We start from the raw sequence: 22,455 nt of genomic DNA, 5'->3' as shown, positions 1-22,455 counted from the left end.
AAGAGGGCCTGGGGCATGTTCATCCCGCTTTACGACACCAACAGGCTGCGCCACATCCGCCTGCAATATGTGACCATCGGGCTGATCGTGGTCAACGCCCTGGTCTACCTCGCCACCGCGCTCGGCGGCGAGAGTTTCTCCAATGCCGCCGTGCTTGGTCTCGGCTTCATCCCGTCGGTCGTCCATGACACCGCCGAGCTCGATCCCCGTTTTATCGTCATCCCCGAAAGCCTGAGCTATCTCACCTATTCCTTCCTGCATGCCGACATCTTCCACCTCGGCGGCAACATGCTGTTCCTGTGGGTGTTCGGCGACAATGTCGAGGACGCGCTCGGTCACATCCGCTACCTCATCTTCTACCTGTTGTGCGCGATCGCCGGCGCCGCCTTCCAGGGCCTCGTCGCCTGGGACTCGCAGGTGCCGCTGATCGGTGCCTCGGGCGCCATCGCCGGCGTGGTCGTCGCCTATCTGATCCTTTATCCCAGGGTGAAGGTCTGGGTGTTGGCCTTCGCCCGCATCCCGCTGCGCATTCCGGCCTTCATCCCGCTCATCCTGTGGGTCCTTTTCCAGGTGGTGATGTTTGCCGCCGGCGGCGAGGATCAGATCTCCTGGGCCTGCCATATCGGCGGCATCATCGCCGGCGCCGTTCTGGTGCTTGTCTTGCGTAGCCGCGGCGTGCCGCTGTTTGCCGGCGCCGACGAAGACGTCGCGCCCGCCGCGCCCGACCAGCCGCCGGTTGCCACGGAACCGCTGATCCCCGATCAACCCGCCGCGACACCGCGCTGGGGACGCGGAAACGCTTCCAGTTCGGACTGAACCGATTTGAGCCACTTGCAGCGTATTGACGTGCAGGGTTGCCGCAACTACGGAAACGTCTCCGCCGCAACCTAAGGCGGGCAAAGACCAGAATTTCCATCCGGCCAGAATTTCCACCTGGAATGTCGGCTTTCGACAACTCAGAACGGGCGCAGGCTGTTATAGCGCGCCCAATTAGCGTGAAGAGGTGACAGGCAAATGAAGATCCTTGTGCCCGTGAAGCGGGTTGTGGATGCGAACGTCAAGGTTCGCGTGAAGGCTGATGGTTCGGCGGTGGAGCTCGCCAACGTCAAGATGGCGATGAACCCGTTCGACGAGATCGCGGTTGAAGAAGCGATCCGGCTGAAGGAAGCTGGCAAGGCGGAAGAAATCATCGTCGTCTCGATCGGCCCGCAGCAGGCGCAGGAAACCCTGCGCACGGCGCTCGCCATGGGCGCCGACCGCGCCATCCTGGTCAAGACCGACGAACAGACCGAGCCGCTCGGCGTCGCCAAGGTGCTGAAGGGCGTCGTCGACGCCGAGCAGCCCGGCCTCGTCATCCTCGGCAAGCAGGCGATCGACGACGATTCCAACCAGACCGGCCAGATGCTGGCGGCACTGTTAGGCTGGGCGCAGGGCACCTTCGCCTCCAAGATCGTGCTCGACGGCGACAAGGCCAAGGTGACGCGCGAAGTCGATGGCGGCCTGCAGACGGTGGAACTGAAGATGCCGGTGATCGTCACCGCCGACCTTCGCCTCAACCAGCCGCGCTATGCCTCGCTGCCCAACATCATGAAGGCCAAGAAGAAGCAGCTCGACGAGAAGAGCCCGGCCGACTACGGCGCCGACGTCAAGCCGCGGCTGAAGGTCATCAAGACCGAAGAGCCGAGCGGCCGCAAGGCAGGCGTCAAGGTCAAGAGCGTCGCTGAGCTGGTCGACAAGCTGAAGAACGAAGCCGGCGTGCTGTAAGGAAATCCGATGAGGCCGGCCTGCAAACGGCTGGCTTCTCCGCTTCCGGTGCTCACGTACAGAAGTACGCTCCGCTCCGGTTCTCGAAACCAACCGTTTTCGACTCGGCCTGACCGGATTTCAGGGAGCCGCGAAGACGAAAGTCAGGAATATCATCAATGGCTATTCTTCTGATTGCAGAACACGACAACGCAACCCTTTCCGACCAGACCGCCAAGGCGCTGTCGGCCGCGCTGCAGATCGGCTCGGACGTGCATGTGCTGGTTGCCGGCAAGGGCGCCAAGCCGGCAGCCGACGCTGCCGCCAAGCTGAAGGGCGTGAGCAAGGTGCTGTTGGCCGAGGCCGACGAGCTTGCCGAGCGCCTGGCCGAACCGACGGCAGCGCTCATTGTGTCGCTGGCGGGCGCCTACGACACCATCATCGCGCCGGCGACCTCGTCGGGCAAGAATGTCGCGCCGCGCGTGGCTGCGCTCCTCGATGTCGCGCAGGTGTCCGAGATCATCGAAATCGTATCGCCCGACACCTTCAAGCGGCCGATCTATGCCGGCAACGCCATCCAGACGGTGCAGTCGAGCGACGCCAAGAAGGTGATCACCGTGCGCACCGCCTCCTTCCAGGCAGCCCCCGAGGGCGGCTCGGCAGCCGTCGAGACCGTCAAGGCCGCGGCCAATCCGGGCCTCTCCACCTTCATCGAGAACAAGCTTTCCGAGACCGACCGTCCGGAGCTGACCTCGGCCAAGATCATCATCTCGGGCGGCCGCGCGCTGGGCTCCTCGGAGAAATTCCAGGAGGTCATCCTGCCGGTTGCCGACAAGCTCGGCGCCGCGGTCGGCGCTTCCCGCGCCGCCGTCGATGCCGGCTATGCGCCGAACGACTGGCAGGTCGGCCAGACCGGCAAGGTGGTTGCCCCCGATCTCTACATCGCGGTCGGCATCTCCGGCGCCATCCAGCACCTTGCCGGCATGAAGGATTCCAAGGTCATCGTCGCCATCAACAAGGACGAGGAGGCGCCGATTTTCCAGGTTGCCGACTACGGCCTCGTCGGCGACCTGTTCGTCATCCTGCCGGAACTGCAAAAGGCGCTTTGACGCTTTCTGCCAAAGCGTATTAAATGGTGAGGGTGGGGTAGACGAAGTCGCCCCGCCCTTTTAGTTTGCACCGCACAAAAAGCAGGCCGCAAAGGCTGAAAGCAATCCAGCAAAGTGCGCAGCGGTTTTGCGTCCGGGATTGCGGTAAAATAAAAGGTGGAGCGCTTTCGCAGTTCAAGCGGAAGGGTTCAGGACGGGATCGGTGTAATGAGCAAGATCGAGACGATCGGCATCATCGGCGCGGGCCAGATGGGTGGCGGCATCGCCCATGTCTCCGCGCTTTCAGGCTACAAGGTATTGATCTACGATATCTCGCCCGACCGCATCGAGAAGGGCATCGCCACGATCAGCGGCAACATGGCCCGCCAGGTGGGGTCCGGCAAGCTCGACGAGAAGGTGCGCAACGATGCGATGGGCCGCATTTCGGCCGCGCCCGCGATGGCCGATCTTGCGGGTGCTGACCTGGTGATCGAGGCGGCGACCGAGGACGAGACGGTCAAGCGCAAGATCTACGCCCAGCTTTGTCCGCAGCTCAATCCCGAAGCCATCCTGGCGACCAACACCTCGTCGATCTCGATCACGCGGCTTGCCGCGCAGACCGACCGGCCCGAGCGGTTCATCGGCATACATTTCATGAACCCGGTACCGCTGATGAAGCTGGTCGAACTGGTGCGCGGCATCGCCACCGAGGACCAGACCTTCGAGGCAGCCAAAACCTATGTGAAGCAGCTCGACAAGACGATCACGGTCTCGGAGGATTTTCCTGCCTTCATCGTCAACCGCATCCTGCTGCCGATGATCAACGAGGCGATCTACACGCTCTATGAGGGTGTCGGCTCGGTCGACGCCATCGACACCGCCATGCGGCTCGGCGCCAACCATCCGATGGGGCCGCTGCAGCTGGCTGACTTCATCGGGCTCGATACCTGCCTGTCGATCATGCAGGTGCTGCATGACGGCCTGTCGGACTCCAAGTACCGCCCTTGCCCGCTACTGGTGAAATATGTCGAGGCCGGCTGGCTCGGCCGCAAGACCGGGCGCGGCTTCTACGACTATCGCGGCGAGCATCCCGTCCCGACGCGCTGAGCGGATCGTCGGCGCAAATCAGGGACAAGCCTTTCGGTTCAACGGCGACGGGTCTATCAGGAGGCCACCGCCAGTGGCTCTGTCCGGCCATCCACGATCTGTGCGTCGGGCGCCACGGAGACACAGCCACGGCCCGCCGCCTTGGCGGCATAGCAAGCCGCATCGGCCCTGGCGATGATCTCGTCGACCTCGCCACAATTGGCATTGATCGCAGCCAACCCGATGCTGGCGCCGATCACGTGAGGACGGCCGTCCCAGGTGAAGTCTAGCCCGCCGATCGCATCGATGATGGAGCGCGCCGCGATCTTGGCGCCGGCTGCCGAACCCGATTTCAAAACGACCGCGAATTCGTCGCCGCCGAGGCGAGCGACGATGTCGTCTGGACCAAGCACGCCGCGAATAGCCACGGCGACCCGCTTCAGCAGCGCGTCTCCCGCCGCGTGACCACCCGTGTCGTTGACCAGTTTGAAGTGGTCGAGGTCGATGAACATGAACTGATGTCCGGCGCCTCCGACCGACCTTGTCGTGTCGCCGACCGACCGTGTCGTGTCGGCGGTGCCGTCCTTGCGCGCCTGGCCGACGAGGTCCTCCATGGCGCGGATGAAGCTGGAGCGGTTGGCAAGGCCGGTCAGCGCATCGTGTGCCGCGGCGTGGGCGAGCTGGCGCTGCAGCGCGCGCGCATCGGTAAAGTCCTGGAAGACGATGACCAGCCCGCAGAATTCGTTGCGGTCGTTGACGATCGGCGACACCACCTGGCGAATGCTGCAGCGCGTGTCATCGCGCCGGATGAGGACGGCGCGGCTGTTCTGGTCGGCGGGCGCATGAACGCCAACCGCGGGCCGGGTCACGCCGATCCTGTGCCCCGTCTCCTCGTCGACCGCCCAGTAGACATGGCCAAGCATCTTGCCGAGAGCCTCGCCGCCGGCAATCCCGGTCAGCTTTTCGGCGACCGGGTTCATGAAGGTGATACGGTTTGCGGCATCGGTGCAGATCACGGCATCGCCGATCGATTGCAGCGTCACCCTCAGCCGCTCCTTTTCATCGGCAAGCATTGCCGCCGACACGGTGAGGCGCTCTTCGGCCTCCTTGCGGCGGGTGATGTCGGTCAAGCTGCCGATGGCCCTGATCAGCCGTCCATCCTCATCACGTTCGATGGCCTTGCCGCGGTCGAGGATCCACACCCAGTGGCCATCCTTGTGGCGCATCCTGAACTCGGCCTCAAAGAACGGTGTCTTGCCCTCGAGATGAGCGCGATCCGCTTCGGCGACAGTCTCGCGATCATCAGGATGGATCATCGTCAGCCAGCGGTCGGTGTCGCCATCGAGCTCGCCATCCGCATAGCCCAGCATCTTGACCCAGGTCGAGGAATAGGTCGTGCCGCCCTTGCGCATGTCGAGGTCCCAGACGCCCTGGCCGGCGCCGGCGAGCGCGAAATTCCAACGCGTTTCCGCTTCGGCAATGCGCGCCTCGGCCTGCTTGCGAGCGTCGATGTTTTCGATTTGCGAGACGAGATAGAGCGGGCGGCCGCTGGTCTCATCGCGAATGACCGAACCGGCAAGATGGGCCCAGACAGGCGTTCCGTCCTTGCGGAGATAGCGCTTCTCGAAATGGAAGGAATTGACCGTGCCCGCCTTCAGATCGTCCATCGTCTTCCGCCCGATCTGCTGGTCGTCGGGATGCGTGATCTGGAAGAAAGTCAGCGTCTCGATCTCTTCGCTTGTGTAGCCAAGCATGGCCGCGAAGGCCGGATTGGTCTGGCGGATGCGCCCATCGAGACCGACAACGACGATACCGATCGCTGAATCCTCCATGGCGCGGCGGAAGCGCAGCTCGCTCTCGGCGATCTGTTGGCGATCCCTGCTGATCCTGCGGATGGACAGGGCGGCGAGGAACAGCGCGCCCGCCGCCACCGCCATCGCGATCTGCAGGCAGAGTTTCAAGGCTTCGGTGCCCAGGTCCAGGTGCGACAGCAGGATCGAGGCCGCCAGCACGCCCAGGCCGGCGACGAGCAACGCCAGCCCTGCACGCCCAAGAGATTCTCGGCTGGTCAATCCTCGCCACATCACGATACGTGCCACCCCCGTGCGCAAACGCATGTTCTCGCCTCAACCTTGGCGGATCGATTTTAAGGAAAGGTTGCGTCAGGCATTCCGGTGCCATCGCTAACCGGCAAACAATTGCCGGCATGATTAAGGATCGGTATGCGCGAGCGGGCTAGCGTGGCGCAACGCTACCAGCGCACGAAAAACCGTCCGCCGAGCGCGCCAAGCAATGCGAGCGCTGCAATGGCTATCGTGTACCAGGTGGCGACGAAAAGCGGCGAATCGTCGAAGCAGTGGGCGGCATAGAAGGTTGCCGCCAGCCCGCCGGCGAGCAGGCCTGCCACCGCACCGGCAAGCACCGGCCGTGTCGGCGCCCCGTAGCGCAGCATCCACAGGAAGATGGCAAGCGGACCGAGGCCGATCAGCGGGATGAAAGCCATGCAGATCATCATGTTGGAGCCGACCATTTTGGTTCCCCACAGCGCCTCCGGCACCATGAAAAGCTCCAGAACCACCGCCACGGCTACCAGCACTGGCGCCGCAGCCATCCCAACCATTGCCCGGCCCGTTGATGCACCCGGCGTCGACAAGGCACGGATCAGGGCGAAGGCGCTGACGGCAAGCACGATGGTGAAAACAAATTTGGAAAGGAAGCGCATCGTGTGCGCGGCCGCCATGAAATCCGGACGTGGGCCGATGGTCAGCAGGAAAACGACGGCCGCGATCACCGCTGCCGCACCGGCGGCCAGCCACCAGGCCGATTGCAGCGGCATCGCCTTGCTGGTTGCATCGGCGTCCAGCGCCTTGATGAGATCGCCCGTTCTCATGTCATTCCCGCCCGAACCGCCCCTGCCCGAATCGCTTGGCTATCGCGGCAAGTCCGCGATGCAGCGACACCCGCACCGCCGTCTCGCTGATGCCGAACTTTGCCGCTGTCTCGCCGATGGACCGCCCTTCCACCGACACGGCCGAGACCACGGAGCGCTGAGCCGGCGACAGACCGTCCAATGCACGGTTGATGTCGCGCTCGCTGACGGTCTCGGTTTCCGGCTCGGCGAACGTCTCGGCGATATCGTCGACGTCGATCTCGATGCGCCGTCCGCGCCGCCTGAACGCATCGATCAGCTTGAAGCGGGCAATCGCATAGACCCACGGCAACACCGGCGCATCCTGACGCCAGGTATGCCGTTTCACATGAATGGCCAGCAAGGTTTCCTGCACGACATCCTCGGGATCGACCCCGCCCTGCACGATCTTGCGCCTGGCAAAACCGCGAACCAGCGCGGCAATCCGGTGCAGAAAGTCGGCGTAAGCCCTTTCATCTCCCGCGATCGCGGCCCGCATCAGCCGGGAAAGTTCGGCCTCGTCCTTGCCGCTCACAAGAGTTCACTCCCCGATTTTCGCGTCTCGGCGCTGATTTGTTACGTGGCCGGCGAAATAATGTCCAAGCCAAACTGTCGGCAAGTCACGAAAGTTTGCGGCACCGCCGAACCGTGAGCATCACGCGGAATTGTCCGTTCGGCACCGACCTTTGCACGTCAGCGACCGATTGAAGCACATCAACAATGTTGACTATAGCTGTCATGTATCGATAGGTGCAGCCGTGACAGACCTAGGACCCCCGAAATCGAGGACAATGCCATGAAATACGCTCTTTCCACCCTCGCCGGCGCCGCCGCGCTGGCAATCAGCCTCATCGCCGGTCCGGCAAAGGCGGAAGAGGATGGCATCATTGTCTACAACGCCCAGCACGAAAGCCTGACCAAGGCGTGGGCCGAAGGCTTCACCAAGGAAACAGGCATCAAGGTCACCGTGCGCAATGGCGGCGACAGCGATTTCTCCAACCAGATCGTCGCCGAGGGCGCTGCTTCGCCCGCAGACGTCTTCCTGACCGAAAACTCACCGGCCATGGCGCTGGTCGAAAGCGCCGGCCTGTTCGCGCCGGTCGACGCGGACACGCTGGCGCAGGTTCCCCAGGACTATCAGCCGGCCAGCGGCAAATGGGTCGGCGTTGCCGCGCGCAGCACGGTCTTTGCCTATAACAAGACCAAGCTGACTGCCGACCAGTTGCCCAAGTCGATGCTAGACCTCGCCGATCCGAGCTGGAAAGGCCGTTGGGCCGCCTCCCCCTCGGGCGCCGATTTCCAGGCCATCGTCAGCGCCCTGCTCCAGCTCAAAGGTGAAGCCGCTACCGCCGACTGGCTGAAGGCGATGAAAACCAATTTCACGGCCTACAAGGGCAACAGCACGGTGATGAAGGCGGTTAATGCCGGCGAGATCGAAGGCGGCGTGATCTACCACTATTACTATTTCGGCGATCAGGCCAAGACCGGCGAAAACAGCAAGAATGTCGCGCTGCACTATTTCAAGAACCAGGATCCGGGCGCCTTCGTCTCGATCTCCGGCGGCGGTGTGCTGGCTTCGAGCAAGCATCCGAAGGAAGCCCAGGCGTTCCTGAAATGGCTGACAGGCAAAGGCGGTCAGGACGTGCTGAAAACCGGCGATTCCTTCGAGTACGCGGTCGGCAAGGGTGCGGACTCCAACCCGAAGCTGGTGCCGCTCGCCGATCTGCAGGCGCCGAAGGTCGATGCCACGACGCTGAACTCCAAGAAGGTCACCGATCTGATGACGGCAGCCGGCTTGCTTTAGTTGCCATTCGTCCTAAAAGGACACCCGACCACGCTCCCGCGGGAATTCGCCTTCCGCGGGAGTGATTTTGTTTTTCGAGATGGCATTCGTCGATGACGACACGCTGTGTTCCCGACCGCGATCGCGGTCTTTCAATTGCTGCCGCTGGACGGCAACGGCACGGCGTCTGACCTGATGCAGTCCGCGGTCGATCTCGCGCATTCGGGCCTGCCTTCGGGCACAGGCCGAAGGGCTCGGCGACGCGCACCGCTTTGGCTGGTCCTCGCCGCCATCTTCGTTGCGCTGCTGGCGCTGGTGCCGCTTGCCTTCATCATCTGGATCGCGGTGCAGACCGGCTGGGAGACAGTCTCGGCACTGGTCTTCCGGCCGCGTGTCGGCGAGCTTCTGGTCAACACTGTCCTGCTGGTCGCGCTCTCGGTGCCGATCACCATCGTGCTGTCGGTTTCGCTGGCCTGGTTGACCGAGCGCAGCGACCTGCCGGGCGCCCGGCTCTGGGCCTGGCTGTGCGTGGCGCCGCTCGCCATCCCGGCTTTTGTGCACAGCTATGCCTGGGTCACCATGGTGCCGGGACTGCACGGCCTGTGGGCCGGCGTGCTGGTTTCCGTGATCGCCTATTTCCCGTTCCTGTATCTGCCGGTGTCGGCGGCGTTGCGCCGTCTCGATCCCGCCCTGGAAGACGCCGCCGCCGCACTCGGCCTTGGGCCCCGGCGCGTGTTCTGGCGGGTCGTGCTGCCGCAATTGCGGCTCGCCATCTGCGGCGGCTCGCTGCTGGTCGGCCTGCATCTGCTGGCCGAGTACGGCCTCTATGTCTTCATCCGCTTCGACACCTTCACCACGGCGATCGTCGACCAGTTCCAGTCGACCTTCAATGGACCGGCCGCCAACATGCTGGCCGGCGTGCTGGTCAGCTGCTGCTTCGTGCTGCTCGGCCTCGAAGTGCTGGTGCGCGGCGAGGAGCGCTATGCCCGTGTCGGCTCCGGCGCGGCGCGCCATCAGCAACGCACAAGCCTCGGACGCGCCACCCTGCCTAGCCTGCTCCTGCTTGTCGTCATCACGCTTTTGGCGCTCGGCGTGCCGTTCGTCACCATTGGCGGCTGGCTTGCCGCCGGCGGCTCCGCTGTCTGGCGCTTGGACGAGATCGGCCTGGCGCTTGGCCAGACGCTGTTCCTGGCGCTCGCCGGCGCGTTGCTCGCCACCGTCGCCGCCATGCCGATGGCCTGGATCTCGATCCGCGCGCCGGGGCCATTGCAGCGTCTTCTGGAGGGCTGCAACTACATCGTCGGCTCGCTGCCCGGGGTCGTCATCGCACTGGCGCTGGTCACCATCACCGTACGCATCGCGCTGCCGCTCTACCAGACCTTGTTCACCATCCTGGTTGCCTATGCGCTGATGTTCCTGCCGCGCGCGCTGGTCAGCCTGCGGGCGTCTATCGCGCAGGCGCCGGTCGAGCTCGAACGCGCCGCTTCCAGCCTCGGCCGGCCGCCGCTGCAGGCGCTGTGGTCGACGACGATCCGCCTGTCGGCGCCGGGCGCCGCGGCCGGCATGGCCCTGGTGGCGCTCGGCATCATGAACGAACTGACCGCCACCCAGATGCTGGCGCCCAACGGCACCCGCACGCTGGCGATGGCTTTCTGGTCCTACAGTGGCGAGATTGATTATGCCTCGGCGGCACCCTACGCCTTCATCATGGTGGCGATGTCGCTGCCCTTGACCTGGCTGCTCTATGTCCAGTCGAAACGGATGGCCGGACGATGAGCTTTCTCGAAATCAGCGGCCTGCACAAGCAATACGGCCCGGTGGCGGCCCTTGCCGGCGTCGACCTCAGCGTCGCCAGCGGCAGCCGCACGGCGATCGTCGGTCCTTCCGGTTGCGGAAAGACGACCCTGCTGCGGCTGATTGCCGGCTTCGAGGCTCCGGACCAGGGCCACATCACGCTCGACGGTGCCATATTGGCCAACGGCGGCGCTGCGGTGCCGGCATATCGCCGAGGCATCGGTGTGGTGGCGCAGGATGGTGCCCTGTTTCCGCATCTGACCATTGGCGACAATATCGGTTTCGGCATGGGCCGCGGCGAGGACAAGCGCGCTGAGCGCATCGTCGAGCTCGCCTATATCGTCGGGCTCGACAAGGCGATCCTCAAACGCCGCCCGCACGAGCTTTCCGGCGGCCAGCAGCAGCGTGTGGCGCTGGCCCGGGCCATGGCGATGAAGCCCAGGCTGATGCTTCTCGACGAGCCGTTCTCGGCGCTCGATACCGGCCTGCGCGCCTCGATGCGCAAGGCGGTGGCCGAACTTCTGGAGGCCGCCGGCATCACCACCATCCTGGTGACGCACGACCAGGCCGAAGCGCTGTCCTTCGCCAGCCAGGTCGCGGTGATGCGCGACGGCAAGTTCTCGCAAATCGGCACGCCGCGCGAGCTCTATCTCAAGCCGAAGGACAGGATGATCGCCGAATTCCTCGGCGACGCCATCATCCTGCCGGCCAAGATATCAAATGGCTTCGCCAACTCGCCGCTCGGCCGCATCGCGGTCGACACCCATGACAGCCGCGATATCGCCCGCATCATGCTTCGCCCGGAGCAGATCGCGCTGAAGAGAACGTCGCGCGAGGGTATGTCCGGCACCTCGGACATGCTGTTCGGCGAGGTGACGGAATCCGAATTCGCCGGCTCGATGTGCACGGTCGCGGTGCGGCTCTTGAACAATGCCGATCCGCCCGATGCGGCAGCGATCGGCAACACGCCGCTGGTCCTGCGCAAACCGGGCATGGACGCGCCGGCGGTCGGCGAGATCGTCCGGCTGACTGTATCGGGAAAGGCGCATGTCTTCGCCTGAACGCCGCGTGGGTGGAGCGTAGGCCTATCTTTCTGATTAGCCGACGCGCTTTCCGGCCTGATCGAACCAGTGCAGCTTTTCTGCCTTGGCAACCACGCGCAATTGGTTGCCAACCGTGGCGGTGGCGCGACCCGCGACCCGCACGACGATCCTGCTGCCACCTGCAGCACAGTGAAGGAAACTTTCGGCGCCTACCGGTTCGACTGCCTCGACCAGCGCCGGCAGAATGAGCGCGCCGGACGGTGCCTCGGCCCCGAAGGTGACGTCGGCATCCTCGGGGCGGAAGCCGAGCGTGACGGCGTTCGCAGGCGCAAATTCAATCGTCTTGCCATCAGCCAGCGCCGGACCAGCCGGGCCTTGCGAAAGGGGCAGGAGATTCATCGGCGGCGCGCCAATGAAGGAAGCGACGAAGGTCGAGGCCGGCCTTTCGTAGACGTCGAGCGGCGCCCCCATTTGCTCGACCAGTCCGGCATTCATGACGACGAGGATGTCGGCCAACGTCATCGCCTCGAGCTGGTCATGTGTGACATAGACCGACGTGACGCCAAGCGAGCGCTGCAGGTTCTTTATCTCGACGCGCATCTGGCCACGCAATTTGGCATCGAGATTGGAGAGCGGTTCGTCGAAAAGGAAAACCCTCGGATTGCGCACAATGGCACGACCCATGGCGACACGCTGGCGCTGGCCGCCGGAAAGCTCGCGCGGGCGGCGGTCGAGCAGCGCCGAAAGTTCCAGTATTTTCGCCGTCGCGCGGACCCGGCTGTCGATCTCATCTTTCGGCGTGCCGCGGTTGCGCAGCCCATAGGCCATGTTGTCGTAGACTTTCATATGCGGATAGAGCGCGTAGTTCTGGAACACCATGGCGATGTCACGCTCGGTCGGACCGGTTGAGTTTACGATCTTGCCGTCGATCGCAACTGTTCCCGAGGAGATGGTTTCAAGCCCGGCGATCATTCTGAGCAGCGTGGACTTGCCGCAACCCGACGGGCCGACCAGCACGCAAAGCTCCTTGTCGGGAACTGCGATTGAAACGCCCTTCACGGCCTCGAAACCGCTGGGGTAGACCTTCTTCACATCCTTCAGATCGACGGTCGCCATCAGCTTCTCACTTTTCGGAATCGACCAGGCCGCGAACGAACCAGCGTTGCATCAGCACCACGACCAGGATCGGCGGCACGATGGCCAGCATCGCTGTAACCATGACCAGGTGCCATTGCGTATCGGCATCGGCGAAGGAGACCATCTTTCTGAGCGCGATGACGATCGTGTTCATGTTGCTGCTGTTGGTGACGAGCAACGGCCACAGATACTGTGTCCAGCCATAAATGAAGAGGATGACGAACAGCGCCGCGATATTTGTCCGCGACAGCGGCAACAGGATGTCGAAGAAGAAGCGCCACGGCCCCGCACCGTCGACCCGCGCCGCCTCAACCAATTCGCCAGGAATCGTCATGAAGAACTGGCGGAACAGCAGCGTGGCGGTGGCCGAGGCGATCAGCGGGATGATCAGGCCCGCATAAGTGTCGATCATGCCGAGATCGACCATCACCTTGTAGGTTGGCAGGATGCGCACCTCGACGGGGAGCATCAGGGTGATGAAGATCAGCCAGAAGAAGGTCATGCGCAGCGGAAAGCGGAAGAACACGATCGCATAGGCAGACAGGATCGAGATGAATATCTTTCCCACCGCGATGCCGAGCGCCATGATCGTCGTGTTGAGCAGCAGCCTGCCGACGCTGACGCCGCCGATGCGGCCGACACCGCCGAACAATGCCTCGCTGTAATTGTTCCAGAACTGATCGCCGGGCAGGAGCGGCAATGGCGGCCTGAGGATCGTTTGCAGCGTCTGCGTCGAGGCAACGAACGTGTAGTAGATCGGGAAGGCGACGATCAATATGCCGAGGATCAGCATGGCGTGGGCGATGACGGTGCGGAGCGGTGACTGGCCGATCATCGCTCGCCCTCAGCCGTAATGGACTTTGCGTTCCACATAGCGGAACTGGATGGCGGTGAGCGAGATGACGATGATCATCAGGATGACCGACTGCGCCGCCGAGTCACCGAGGATCAGATTGACGAAGCCGTCATTGTAGACCTTGTAGACCAGCGTCTCAGTCGTCTTGCCCGGACCGCCCCCGGTGACGGCATGGACGATGCCGAACGTGTCGAACAGGGCATAGACGGTGTTGACGACCAGCAGGAAGAAGGTCGTCGGCGCAAGCAGCGGGAAGACGATGGTCCAGAATCGCTTGGTCTCGCCGGCGCCGTCCATGGCCGCCGCCTCGATCAAGGCTTTCGGCACCGCCTGCAGGCCGGCGACGAAGAACAGGAAATTGTAGCTGATCTGCTTCCAGGCAGCGGCGGACACCAGCAGGATCATGGCGTGGGTGCCATTGAGCAGTGGATCCCAGGCGATGCCGAAACTCCTCAGCATGTAGGCCAGCGACCCGATCGAAGGGTTGAAGAGGAACAGCCACAGCATACCGGCAATCGCCGGCGCCACCGCGTAGGGCCAGATCAAGAGCGTGCGGTAGAGACCTTTGCCGCGCACCACCTTCTCTGCCATGACCGCCAGCAGGAGCGCCACGCACATGGCGACGATAGCGGTCGCAAGGGAAAACACCACCGTGACCTTGATCGAGTTCAGGTAGGCCGGATCGGCAAGCACTTTCCTGAAATTGGCGAACCAGACGAACTTGGTCCTCAGCCCGAACGGATCCTGCCTGAGCATGGATTGGTAGAACGCCTGACCGGCCGGCCAGTAGAAAAAAACGAGTGTGATGGCCAGTTGCGGCGCCACAAGCAGGTAGGGAAGGACCTTGTTGGGGAACACGACGCGAGGGGTCACGGAGCCACTCCGAGGTGATGAGGCGGGCGGCACCATGCGGCACCCCTCTCCGCCAAGATGGCTTTGATGAGCGTCTCGGACTGGGCATCATCGACCATTGGCGAAATCGCAAGGCACGGCAAAACTCCCCTCACCGAGGGGAGATGCCCGGCGGGACAGGTAGGTGCGCCGTAGAGCAAGGACCTGCGCTCGCTCTAATTCCCCAGCGCTTCCTTGATCGCGGCATTGCCACGCGTAACCGCATTGTCGAGCGCCTGCTGCGCGGTCTGCTGGCCGGCGAGCATCTTCTCGAACTCCTCGTTCTGGATATCGCGCACCTGCGGCAGATTCGGCAGACGTACGCCCTTGGAATTGTCGGTCGGCGTCTTACCCGTCATCTGCAGGATCGGGGTCTCGCGGCCGACATTCTTGTCATAGAAACCGGACTTCTTGGTCGCTTCATAAGCCGCCAGCGTTACCGGCAGATAACCCGACTTCTGGTGCAGGTATTCTTGCACCTCGGTCTTCGACAGGTAGGCGAAGAAGGCCGCGACGCCCTTGTATTCCTCATCGGATTTGTCCGCGAAAACCCACAGGCTGGCGCCACCCGGCGTCGTGTTCTGCGGCGCACCCTTGGCGTCGCTGTCATACGGCAATTGGCCAATGCCGTAATTCATGCCGGACTTGACGATATCGCCAAGTCCGCCGGACGATTCGGTCATGATCCCGCATTCGCCCGCAAGGAAGATCTGCTTGGCTTCGGAGGTGCGGCCGCCATATTTGAAGGTGCCGTCCTTGGCGAGGTCCGCCAGCGCCTGGAAATGGTTGACGAAAATCGGCGCGTTGATCTTGAGCTCGACATCGCCGCCGGCCAGACCGTTCTGCTGGGTGGCCCATGACACGTCATTCCAGGCCGCGAAATTCTCCAGATGTATCCAGGTCAGCCAGGTCGAGGTGTAGCCGCAGGCGGCCGCGCCGCTCGCCTTGATCTTCTTGGCGTCTTCCCACACTTCATTCCAGGTCTTGGGTGGGCTATCGACGTCGAGACCAGCCTTCTTGAAGATATCCTTGTTGTAATAAAGGATCGGCGAGGAGGAGTTGTAGGGGAAGGAGAGCATGGTGCCGTCCGGCTTCGAATAATAGCCGACTATGCCTGGCAGATACTGGCTCTTGTCGAAGGTCATTCCAGCGCTGGTCAACACATCGGCTGCGGGCTTGATGGCACCTTCGGCCGCCATCATCACGCCGGTGCCGACGTCGAACACCTGGATGATGTCTGGCGCCTGGCCCGCGCGGTAGGCGGCAATGCCGGCATTCAGCGTCTCGGGATACGTGCCTTTGAACACCGGAACGAGCTCATAGTCGCTCTGGCTGGCATTGAAATCTTTGGAGATCTTGTCGACGACTTCGGCATTGGCGCCAGTCATGGCGTGCCACCAACTGATCTGCGTGACGGCAAAAGCGGAGGTTGAGGAAAGCGTCATAAAGGTAGCGGCAACACCGGCCGCGAAGCCGAAGGACTTCATGTTTCATCTCCCGTTTGTCATTGGCGAAAGGGGGCACTCCCGCGAAGGCAATATGTGTCGCTCATGACAATCAGACAACGGTTTTGTTGCAGATCGACGAACTTCACCCTTTACCTGACGCAACGCTCGCCTCCGCTTGGAGGCATGGAGAGCGATACGGTTAGCCGGCTTAGCGCGACGACAAGCGCGCCAGGAAGCACCGTCGGGACTGTCAAGCTGGCTTTCGGCGTGTCAGCCCTGATTGCAGCCGCAGCAACCCGAAGAGACACGCCAAGGTTGCAGCCGACTTTATCGATCCCTCAACGGCAACGCGCTACTCAATCCTGCTGCCCTGTTTATTTCCAAAGATCAGGTGAAATAAATGCTGACGGTCTACAATTGTATCGTCAACGAACATGATCTGAGACTGGTCGCACTCGCCGCGCTGATCTGCGGAATTTCCTGCTTCTCTGCTGTCAACCTGCTTCAGCACATAAGCCGTTCCACAGATCGGAACCGGCTTGCCTGGCTGATGATCGCGGCCACTTCGACCGGCTTTGGCATCTGGGCAACGCACTTCATCGCCATGCTCGCATTCACACCGGGCATACCCAGTGCTTATGATCCGGCACTCTCCGTGCTTTCGCTCGCTGCTTCGGTCACTTTGACGGCAGCCGGCATGTGGATCGCCACCTTGCGGGATGAGTTCGACTATCATCTCGTCGGCGGCGCCGTGCTGGGCGGCGGTATCGCAGCCATGCACTACATCGGCATGGCGGCGTTCGAGGTTCAGGGCCGTATCGAGTGGAACCTCTTGCTTGTCGCCGTTTCCCTGCTGGCCGGCGTAACGCTCGCGGCGCTGGCGCTGCGTGTCGTGCAGCGCCGCCCCTCCTTGAAGGCGACATCCGGCGGCGCGGTGCTGCTGACGCTGGCGATCTGCACCCTGCATTTCATCGGTATGGGTGCCGTCTCGATCTTCCCCGATCCCTCGATCGTCATATCCGAATACACGATCGAGCCGACCTCGCAGGCTTTCGCCGCCGCCGCCGCCACACTGGTGATCCTGGTTCTGTCGGCATCGGCGCTGTGGATCGATTTGCGCTTCCGTCGCCAGAAGCTCGAGGTCGACCGCATGCACGGCCTGGCCAATGCCGCCGTGGAGGGGCTGATCGTCTGCGACGGCAACCGCATCATCAGTGCCAATGACAGCATTGCGGCACTGACGGGCATAGCAACAGCGACCCTGAACGGAATGCAGCTTGGCGATCTCTTCGGATCCGATATGTCGGGCTTCGGCGAACAGCCGCAGGAGGCCGAATTGAGCGGTCGCGATGACACGAGCATTCCTGTCGAGCTGATCGCCAGGAGCATCGATTACTGTGGCAAACCGCACAACGTGGTCGCGGTCCGCGACATTCGCGAGCGCAAGAAGGCGGAACAGGAGATCCTGCGGCTTGCCCATTTCGATCCATTGACCGGACTGGCCAATCGCCGCAGCTTTTCCGGCCGGCTGGAGACGGAAATCGCTGCGATGGTCCGGACCAGGAAAGGCGGCCAGCTTGCGCTTCTGCTGCTTGATCTCGACCGGTTCAAGGAGGTCAACGACCTGTATGGGCACGGCGCGGGCGACGCCATGCTGCAGAAAGTTGCGCAGTGCGCGACCGGTATCCTTCGTCCAGGGCAGATGGTGGCGCGGCTGGGCGGCGATGAGTTCGCCATTATCGCGCCGAACCTGGCCGACCCGTTGGAGGCGGGCCGTATCGCCAACGCGGTGCTGACCGCCATGCGCGAGGAAAACCGGCTCTCGGTCGGCGGCGGCCTTGTGTCGGCAAGCATCGGCATTGCGCTGTATCCGTCGGATGCCGAAAACCAGGCCAGCCTGATAAGCCACGCCGATACGGCACTCTACCGGGCCAAGACCGAAGGCAAGGACACTTACCGTTATTTCGAAGCATCGATGGGGGCCGAGGCCCGCGACAAGCGCGTCATGGAGCACGAACTGCGCCAGGCGGTCGCACGCCAGGAGTTCTATCTCGTCTACCAGCCGCAGAAAGAGATCAGCAGCGGAAAGATGGTCGGCTTCGAAGCGTTGGTCCGCTGGCGGCATCCGACGCGCGGCGACGTGTCGCCGGCCATATTCATCCCGGTGGCCGAAGACAGCGGCGCCATTGGCCAGATTGGCGAATGGGTGCTGACGGCTGCCTGCGAGGAAGCCGCCCGCTGGGAAAATCCGCTGACAGTGGCCGTCAACGTTTCGGCGGTGCAGCTCCACAACACGAATTTCAGCCGCAAGGTCCACGAAACATTGCTGAATTCCGGCCTGGCGCCCGGCAGGCTCGAGCTTGAGATCACCGAGACGGCGCTTGTCAAGGACATGCCGCGGGCGCTGGCCACCTTGCGGCAGGTCAAGGCGCTGGGCGTGCGCGTGGCCATGGACGATTTTGGAACCGGCTATTCCTCGCTCTCCAACCTCCGCGCCTTCCCCTTCGACAAGATCAAGATCGATGGCTCCTTCATCAAGTCGGTCGACAAGAACGGCCAGGTCGCGGCGATCGTGCGCGCCGTCCTGGGACTTGGACGTGGTCTCGGCCTGCCGGTTCTGGCGGAGGGGGTCGAGACGCTCGGCGAACTGAAATTCCTGGACGCCGAAGCCTGCGAGATCGGCCAGGGCTATTATATCGGCAGGCCAGCTCTCATCGAAGAATTCGGCGAGCTGACCGGTGTCGTCGCACCCGCTGTCGGCAGCAAACCCGCTACCTTGCGCGACAGAAGCGTTCTGGCCTTCGCACCGGCACCTGCGCTAGCCACACGCTAGACTAGAGGCTCTCGGGCTTGAGTGCCGTCTCGACCAGCCGCCTGGCGTCCGGCCCCGACCATTCGGCCGGGCCGTTCATATGGGCGATCAGGCAGCCCTCGCCGTCGACCAGCATGGTGACAGGAAGGCCTAGCGCCAGGCCGCGCTTCTTGAGGTCGTTGAACAGCGCCATCGTCGAATCCCGGTAATAGCCAAGCGTCGCGACGCCGGTATCGCTGAGGAACTTCTTCGGCTTCACATCGTCGCCGGCATCGACATTGACGGCGATCACTTGAAAGGCGTCGCTGCCCTTTTCCTTCTGCAGCGCATCAAGCGCCGGCATTTCGGCACGGCACGGCGCGCACCATGTCGCCCACAGATTGAGCAGCACCGTCTTGCCGGCATGATCGGCAATCGTCATCGGCTTGCCGTCCGGACCGTTGAAGGCAAGGCTCTTCAGGGATTGTGGCGGATCGGCCGGCAAAAGTGCCGCGACCTCACCGGTGGCCGAAGCCGCGACCTTCTTGGCGCGGTCGCTCTTGGCCGCGCAGGCCACGTCGTCCTTGCTCTCACCCACGGCAGCTTGTGCCGGTGCATTGTTGCCAGACCGGCTCTCGCTGACATATACCGCGACCGCGCCCGCCAGCGCGCCCGCCACCAAGGCGGCGAGGATCAGGCGCGGGGCCGGGAAGAATCTACTACCGTCTGCCATTTTCTCAAAACTGCTCCGAAGCACGGGTTATAGCCATGAGCGACAAGAAAACCAGCAACCAGATGTGGGGCGGACGTTTTGCCTCGGGTCCGGCCGCCATCATGGAAGCGATCAACGCGTCTATCTCCTTCGACCGCAAACTCTATGCGCAGGACATCAAAGGCTCGATCGCCCATAGCGAGATGCTGGCGCAAACGGGCATTATTTCGGCGGCCGATCAAGAAAAAATCGCTGACGGGCTGAACACGATCCTGAGAGAGATCGAGGCGGGCAGCTTCGAGTTCTCGACGCGGCTCGAAGACATCCACATGAACATCGAGGCGCGCCTTGCCGATCTGATCGGTCCGGCGGCCGGCCGCCTGCACACCGCCCGCTCGCGCAACGATCAGGTCGCGGTCGATTTGCGGCTCTGGGTCAAGGAGGAGTGCTTTCGCGTCGCCGAGGCGTTGAAGGGGTTGATTGAGGCGTTGCTGGAGCGGGCCGAGGAGCATGCGGCGACCGTGATGCCGGGCTTCACCCATATGCAGGCGGCCCAGCCGGTGACCTTCGGCCATCACTGCATGGCCTATGTCGAGATGTTTTCGCGCGACCTGTCGCGCGTGCGCGATGCCATCGAACGGATGGATGAAAGCCCGCTCGGTGCCGCCGCACTTGCCGGCACAAGCTTCCCGATCGACCGCCACCGGACCGCCAAGGGGCTCGGCTTCCGCGAGCCGATGCGCAATTCGCTCGACAGCGTCTCGGATCGCGATTTCGCGCTCGAGTTCCTCGCTCTTGCCGCGATCTGCGCCACGCATCTGTCGCGGCTGGCCGAAGAGATCATCATCTGGTCGACGCCGCAATTCGGCTTCGTCAGGCTGTCGGACTCGTTTTCCACCGGCTCGTCGATCATGCCGCAGAAGAAGAATCCCGATGCCGCCGAACTGGTGCGCGGCAAGACCGGCCGCGTCACCGGCCATCTGGTCGGCCTGCTGACGGTGATGAAGGGCATGCCTTTGACCTATGGCAAGGACATGCAGGAAGACAAGGAATCGGTATTCGACGCCGCCGAGACGCTCGACCTGATGCTGGCGGCGATGACCGGCATGGTCTCGGACATGACGGTCAACGCAGCCGCGATGAAGAAGGCCGCCGGCTCCGGCCACGCGACAGCAACCGACCTTGCCGACTGGCTGGTGCGCACGCTCGGCCTGCCGTTCCGAGAGGCGCATCATGTCACCGGCCGGGCGGTGGCGCTGGCCGAAGACAAGAAGGTGGGGCTGGAGAAGCTTTCGCTGGAGGATCTGCAGTCGATCGATCCCGGCATCACGGCCGACATATTCTCAGTGCTGGCGGTGCAGAACTCGGTCAAGAGCCGCACCAGTTTCGGCGGCACCGCGCCGTCGGAAGTGAGGAAGCAGATCCGCGCCTGGAAAAAGCGACTGGCGAAAGCGTAATGCCGGATGTTGCGCCAGCAATATCCCGGACATGCGACCAGCAATATCCGGACGTTGCGCCAGATATTGCGACGAGCAATATCTCGGGGTGCAATGCGCCGAGAACTCGGCTAAAAGCGGCGGCTGACAAACGTTTCGGACGGATGGATCGATGACCGGAAGCAGGATTTTGGTGACGCTGACGCTGCTGGTGGCGATCGCGGCCGTTTCGGCCTGCGGCAGGAGGGGCGCTCTCGACACGCCCTATGAGGCGGCCGTGCAGGCGCGCAAGGATGCCTCGAAGGCCCACCAGCCCGTGCCGCCGGAGCCGGAAAAACCGGTCAAGGACAAGAAATTCATCCTCGACCCGCTGATCTAGAGCCGACGAGAGCCGGGCCTCCAAACCGATCTCATCGCGCCCCAACTTTCCGGAACCACTCCCGTGAACCATTTCGACTACCGCGATGGCGTGCTCCATGCCGAGGGCGTGGCGATACCAGATATCGCCGCACAGGTCGGCACGCCATTCTACTGCTATTCGACGGCCACCCTGACCAGGCACTACCGGGTGTTTGCCCAGTCTTTCACCGGGCTCGACACGCTGGTCTGCTACGCCATGAAGGCCAATTCCAACCAGGCCGTCCTGCGGACGCTGGCGAAGCTCGGCGCCGGCGCCGACGTGGTTTCGGAAGGTGAATTGCGCCGGGCGCTGGCCGCCGGCATTCCGGCCGGCAAGATCCTGTTTTCGGGCGTCGGCAAGACCGCGCGCGAAATGGACTTTGCCCTTGCCGCCGGCATCCTCTGCTTCAACGTCGAGTCCGAGCCTGAACTCGAGCTGTTGTCGGCGCGAGCCGTTGCCCTCGGCAAGGTGGCGCCGATCTCGCTGCGCATCAATCCCGATGTCGACGCCAGGACCCACAAGAAGATCTCCACTGGCAAGGCCGAGAACAAGTTCGGCATCCCGTGGCAGCGGGCGCGGCAGGTCTATGCCCGCGCGGCAAAGCTTCCCGGCATCAGGATCACCGGCATCGACACCCATATCGGCAGCCAGATCACCGAGCTGCAGCCCTTCGACGACGCATTCGCCCTGCTTGTCGATCTGGTCGGCGCGCTGCGGGCGGACGGCCATGCCATCGAGCATATCGACCTCGGCGGCGGCCTCGGCATCCCCTATCGCGTCGACAACAACCCGCCGCCGCTGCCCGATGCCTATGCCCAGATCGTCAGGAAGCATGTCACCAAGCTCGGGCTGAAGGTAATGTTCGAGCCGGGCCGGCTGATCGTAGGCAATGCCGGTATCCTCGTCTCGGAAGTGATCTTCGTAAAAGAAGGCGACGCCAAGAACTTCCTCGTCGTCGACGCCGCCATGAACGATCTCATCCGGCCGACGCTCTACGATGCCTTCCACGATATCCGTCCAGTCGTGCAGCCGCCGGCGGACACGCCGCGCATGATGGTCGACGTCGTCGGCCCGGTCTGCGAGACCGGCGATTATATCGGCCTGGACCGCGATCTGCCCAGGCTGAAGGCCGGCGACCTGATTGCCGTCTCCACCGCGGGCGCCTATGGCGCGGTGCAGGCCGGTACCTACAACACCCGCTTGCTGGTTCCGGAAGTGCTGGTCGACGGCGACCGGTTCCACGTCGTGCGCCCACGCCTGACCTATGACGACCTGATCAGGCTGGATTCCGTGCCCGACTGGCTTGCATAGAAGCGCTGGGAACATACCTACCCGTCAC

The 22,455-nt window shown here is 63.2% G+C and carries 19 protein-coding genes; 11 read left to right on the top strand and 8 right to left on the bottom strand.

Annotated features, from left to right (window positions below; all coding sequences use genetic code 11):
- The first annotated feature begins 15 nt into the window (after positions 1 to 15).
- The 4 genes from AC0NIL_RS08230 (at position 16) to AC0NIL_RS08215 (ending at position 3,938) form a co-directional block, all read left to right on the top strand.
- Positions 16 to 816, top strand: a complete 801-nt coding sequence (locus AC0NIL_RS08230) for a rhomboid family intramembrane serine protease (RefSeq protein ID WP_024503780.1) — start codon at positions 16 to 18, stop codon at positions 814 to 816.
- A gap of 198 nt (positions 817 to 1,014) precedes the next feature.
- On the top strand, positions 1,015 to 1,764 hold the full coding sequence (locus AC0NIL_RS08225; protein ID WP_013529425.1) for an electron transfer flavoprotein subunit beta/FixA family protein: 750 nt from the start codon (positions 1,015 to 1,017) through the stop codon (positions 1,762 to 1,764).
- A gap of 158 nt (positions 1,765 to 1,922) precedes the next feature.
- Positions 1,923 to 2,852 carry an electron transfer flavoprotein subunit alpha/FixB family protein gene (locus AC0NIL_RS08220; protein WP_027162891.1) on the top strand — a complete coding sequence of 310 codons (930 nt, stop codon included), beginning with the start codon at positions 1,923 to 1,925 and terminating at the stop codon, positions 2,850 to 2,852.
- Positions 2,853 to 3,059: 207 nt separating this feature from the next.
- A complete protein-coding gene (locus tag AC0NIL_RS08215; protein ID WP_013529423.1) occupies positions 3,060 to 3,938 on the top strand; it encodes a 3-hydroxybutyryl-CoA dehydrogenase in 879 nt (292 codons plus the stop codon).
- Between the two features lie 56 nt (positions 3,939 to 3,994).
- On the opposite strand, the gene AC0NIL_RS08210 is transcribed toward AC0NIL_RS08215, so the two are convergent.
- From AC0NIL_RS08210 to AC0NIL_RS08200, 3 genes are all read right to left on the bottom strand, one after another.
- A complete protein-coding gene (locus AC0NIL_RS08210; protein WP_027162892.1) occupies positions 3,995 to 6,034 on the bottom strand; it encodes a PAS domain S-box protein in 2,040 nt (679 codons plus the stop codon).
- A 134-nt stretch (positions 6,035 to 6,168) separates the two neighbouring features.
- Positions 6,169 to 6,807: an NrsF family protein gene (locus tag AC0NIL_RS08205; RefSeq protein ID WP_027162893.1), complete on the bottom strand. Its 639-nt coding sequence runs from the start codon at positions 6,805 to 6,807 to the stop codon at positions 6,169 to 6,171.
- A 1-nt stretch (position 6,808) separates the two neighbouring features.
- Entirely contained in the window at positions 6,809 to 7,360 is a 552-nt protein-coding gene (locus tag AC0NIL_RS08200) for a sigma-70 family RNA polymerase sigma factor (protein ID WP_013529420.1), read from the bottom strand.
- A 261-nt stretch (positions 7,361 to 7,621) separates the two neighbouring features.
- Here AC0NIL_RS08200 and AC0NIL_RS08195 point away from each other — a divergent pair, with 261 nt between their 5' ends.
- The 3 genes from AC0NIL_RS08195 to AC0NIL_RS08185 all read left to right on the top strand — a co-directional run bounded on the left by AC0NIL_RS08195 (position 7,622) and on the right by AC0NIL_RS08185 (position 11,463).
- Complete coding sequence (locus AC0NIL_RS08195; protein WP_013529419.1) at positions 7,622 to 8,629, top strand: iron ABC transporter substrate-binding protein; 1,008 nt, start codon at positions 7,622 to 7,624, stop codon at positions 8,627 to 8,629.
- A 174-nt stretch (positions 8,630 to 8,803) separates the two neighbouring features.
- Positions 8,804 to 10,384 carry an ABC transporter permease gene (locus AC0NIL_RS08190; RefSeq protein ID WP_024503777.1) on the top strand — a complete coding sequence of 527 codons (1,581 nt, stop codon included), beginning with the start codon at positions 8,804 to 8,806 and terminating at the stop codon, positions 10,382 to 10,384.
- On the top strand, positions 10,381 to 11,463 hold the full coding sequence (locus AC0NIL_RS08185; protein ID WP_013529417.1) for an ABC transporter ATP-binding protein: 1,083 nt from the start codon (positions 10,381 to 10,383) through the stop codon (positions 11,461 to 11,463). The genes AC0NIL_RS08190 and AC0NIL_RS08185 overlap by 4 nt, the downstream gene beginning before the upstream one ends.
- Positions 11,464 to 11,499: 36 nt before the next feature.
- Here AC0NIL_RS08185 and AC0NIL_RS08180 read toward each other — a convergent pair whose 3' ends face one another.
- From AC0NIL_RS08180 to ugpB, 4 genes are all read right to left on the bottom strand, one after another.
- On the bottom strand, positions 11,500 to 12,561 hold the full coding sequence (locus AC0NIL_RS08180; protein WP_013529416.1) for a sn-glycerol-3-phosphate import ATP-binding protein UgpC: 1,062 nt from the start codon (positions 12,559 to 12,561) through the stop codon (positions 11,500 to 11,502).
- 7 nt (positions 12,562 to 12,568) lie between these two features.
- Entirely contained in the window at positions 12,569 to 13,417 is an 849-nt protein-coding gene (ugpE, locus tag AC0NIL_RS08175; protein WP_013529415.1) for a sn-glycerol-3-phosphate ABC transporter permease UgpE, read from the bottom strand.
- A 9-nt stretch (positions 13,418 to 13,426) separates the two neighbouring features.
- A complete protein-coding gene (gene ugpA, locus AC0NIL_RS08170) occupies positions 13,427 to 14,347 on the bottom strand; it encodes a sn-glycerol-3-phosphate ABC transporter permease UgpA (protein WP_050580468.1) in 921 nt (306 codons plus the stop codon).
- Between the two features lie 158 nt (positions 14,348 to 14,505).
- Positions 14,506 to 15,816: a sn-glycerol-3-phosphate ABC transporter substrate-binding protein UgpB gene (ugpB, locus tag AC0NIL_RS08165; protein WP_013529413.1), complete on the bottom strand. Its 1,311-nt coding sequence runs from the start codon at positions 15,814 to 15,816 to the stop codon at positions 14,506 to 14,508.
- Positions 15,817 to 16,177: 361 nt separating this feature from the next.
- Between ugpB and AC0NIL_RS08160 the strand changes: the two genes are divergently transcribed.
- Positions 16,178 to 18,610, top strand: coding sequence for a putative bifunctional diguanylate cyclase/phosphodiesterase (locus AC0NIL_RS08160; protein WP_473572623.1), 2,433 nt, complete (start codon positions 16,178 to 16,180; stop codon positions 18,608 to 18,610).
- A 1-nt stretch (position 18,611) separates the two neighbouring features.
- On the opposite strand, the gene tlpA is transcribed toward AC0NIL_RS08160, so the two are convergent.
- Positions 18,612 to 19,301: a thiol:disulfide interchange protein TlpA gene (gene tlpA, locus AC0NIL_RS08155; protein WP_063169085.1), complete on the bottom strand. Its 690-nt coding sequence runs from the start codon at positions 19,299 to 19,301 to the stop codon at positions 18,612 to 18,614.
- A 35-nt stretch (positions 19,302 to 19,336) separates the two neighbouring features.
- Here tlpA and argH point away from each other — a divergent pair, with 35 nt between their 5' ends.
- From argH to lysA, 3 genes are all read left to right on the top strand, one after another.
- A complete protein-coding gene (gene argH / locus AC0NIL_RS08150) occupies positions 19,337 to 20,737 on the top strand; it encodes an argininosuccinate lyase (protein ID WP_127388293.1) in 1,401 nt (466 codons plus the stop codon).
- Positions 20,738 to 20,888: 151 nt separating this feature from the next.
- The gene (gene lptM / locus AC0NIL_RS08145) at positions 20,889 to 21,095 is read left to right on the top strand and encodes an LPS translocon maturation chaperone LptM (RefSeq protein ID WP_023811112.1); all 207 of its coding nucleotides are present in this window, start codon (positions 20,889 to 20,891) and stop codon (positions 21,093 to 21,095) included.
- Positions 21,096 to 21,158: 63 nt separating this feature from the next.
- Entirely contained in the window at positions 21,159 to 22,427 is a 1,269-nt protein-coding gene (gene lysA, locus AC0NIL_RS08140) for a diaminopimelate decarboxylase (protein ID WP_473572624.1), read from the top strand.
- Positions 22,428 to 22,455 lie beyond the last annotated feature (28 nt).

It is taken from the genome of Mesorhizobium sp. WSM1343 (assembly GCF_055901535.1).
This window is presented reverse-complemented; position numbering and strand designations above follow the sequence as displayed.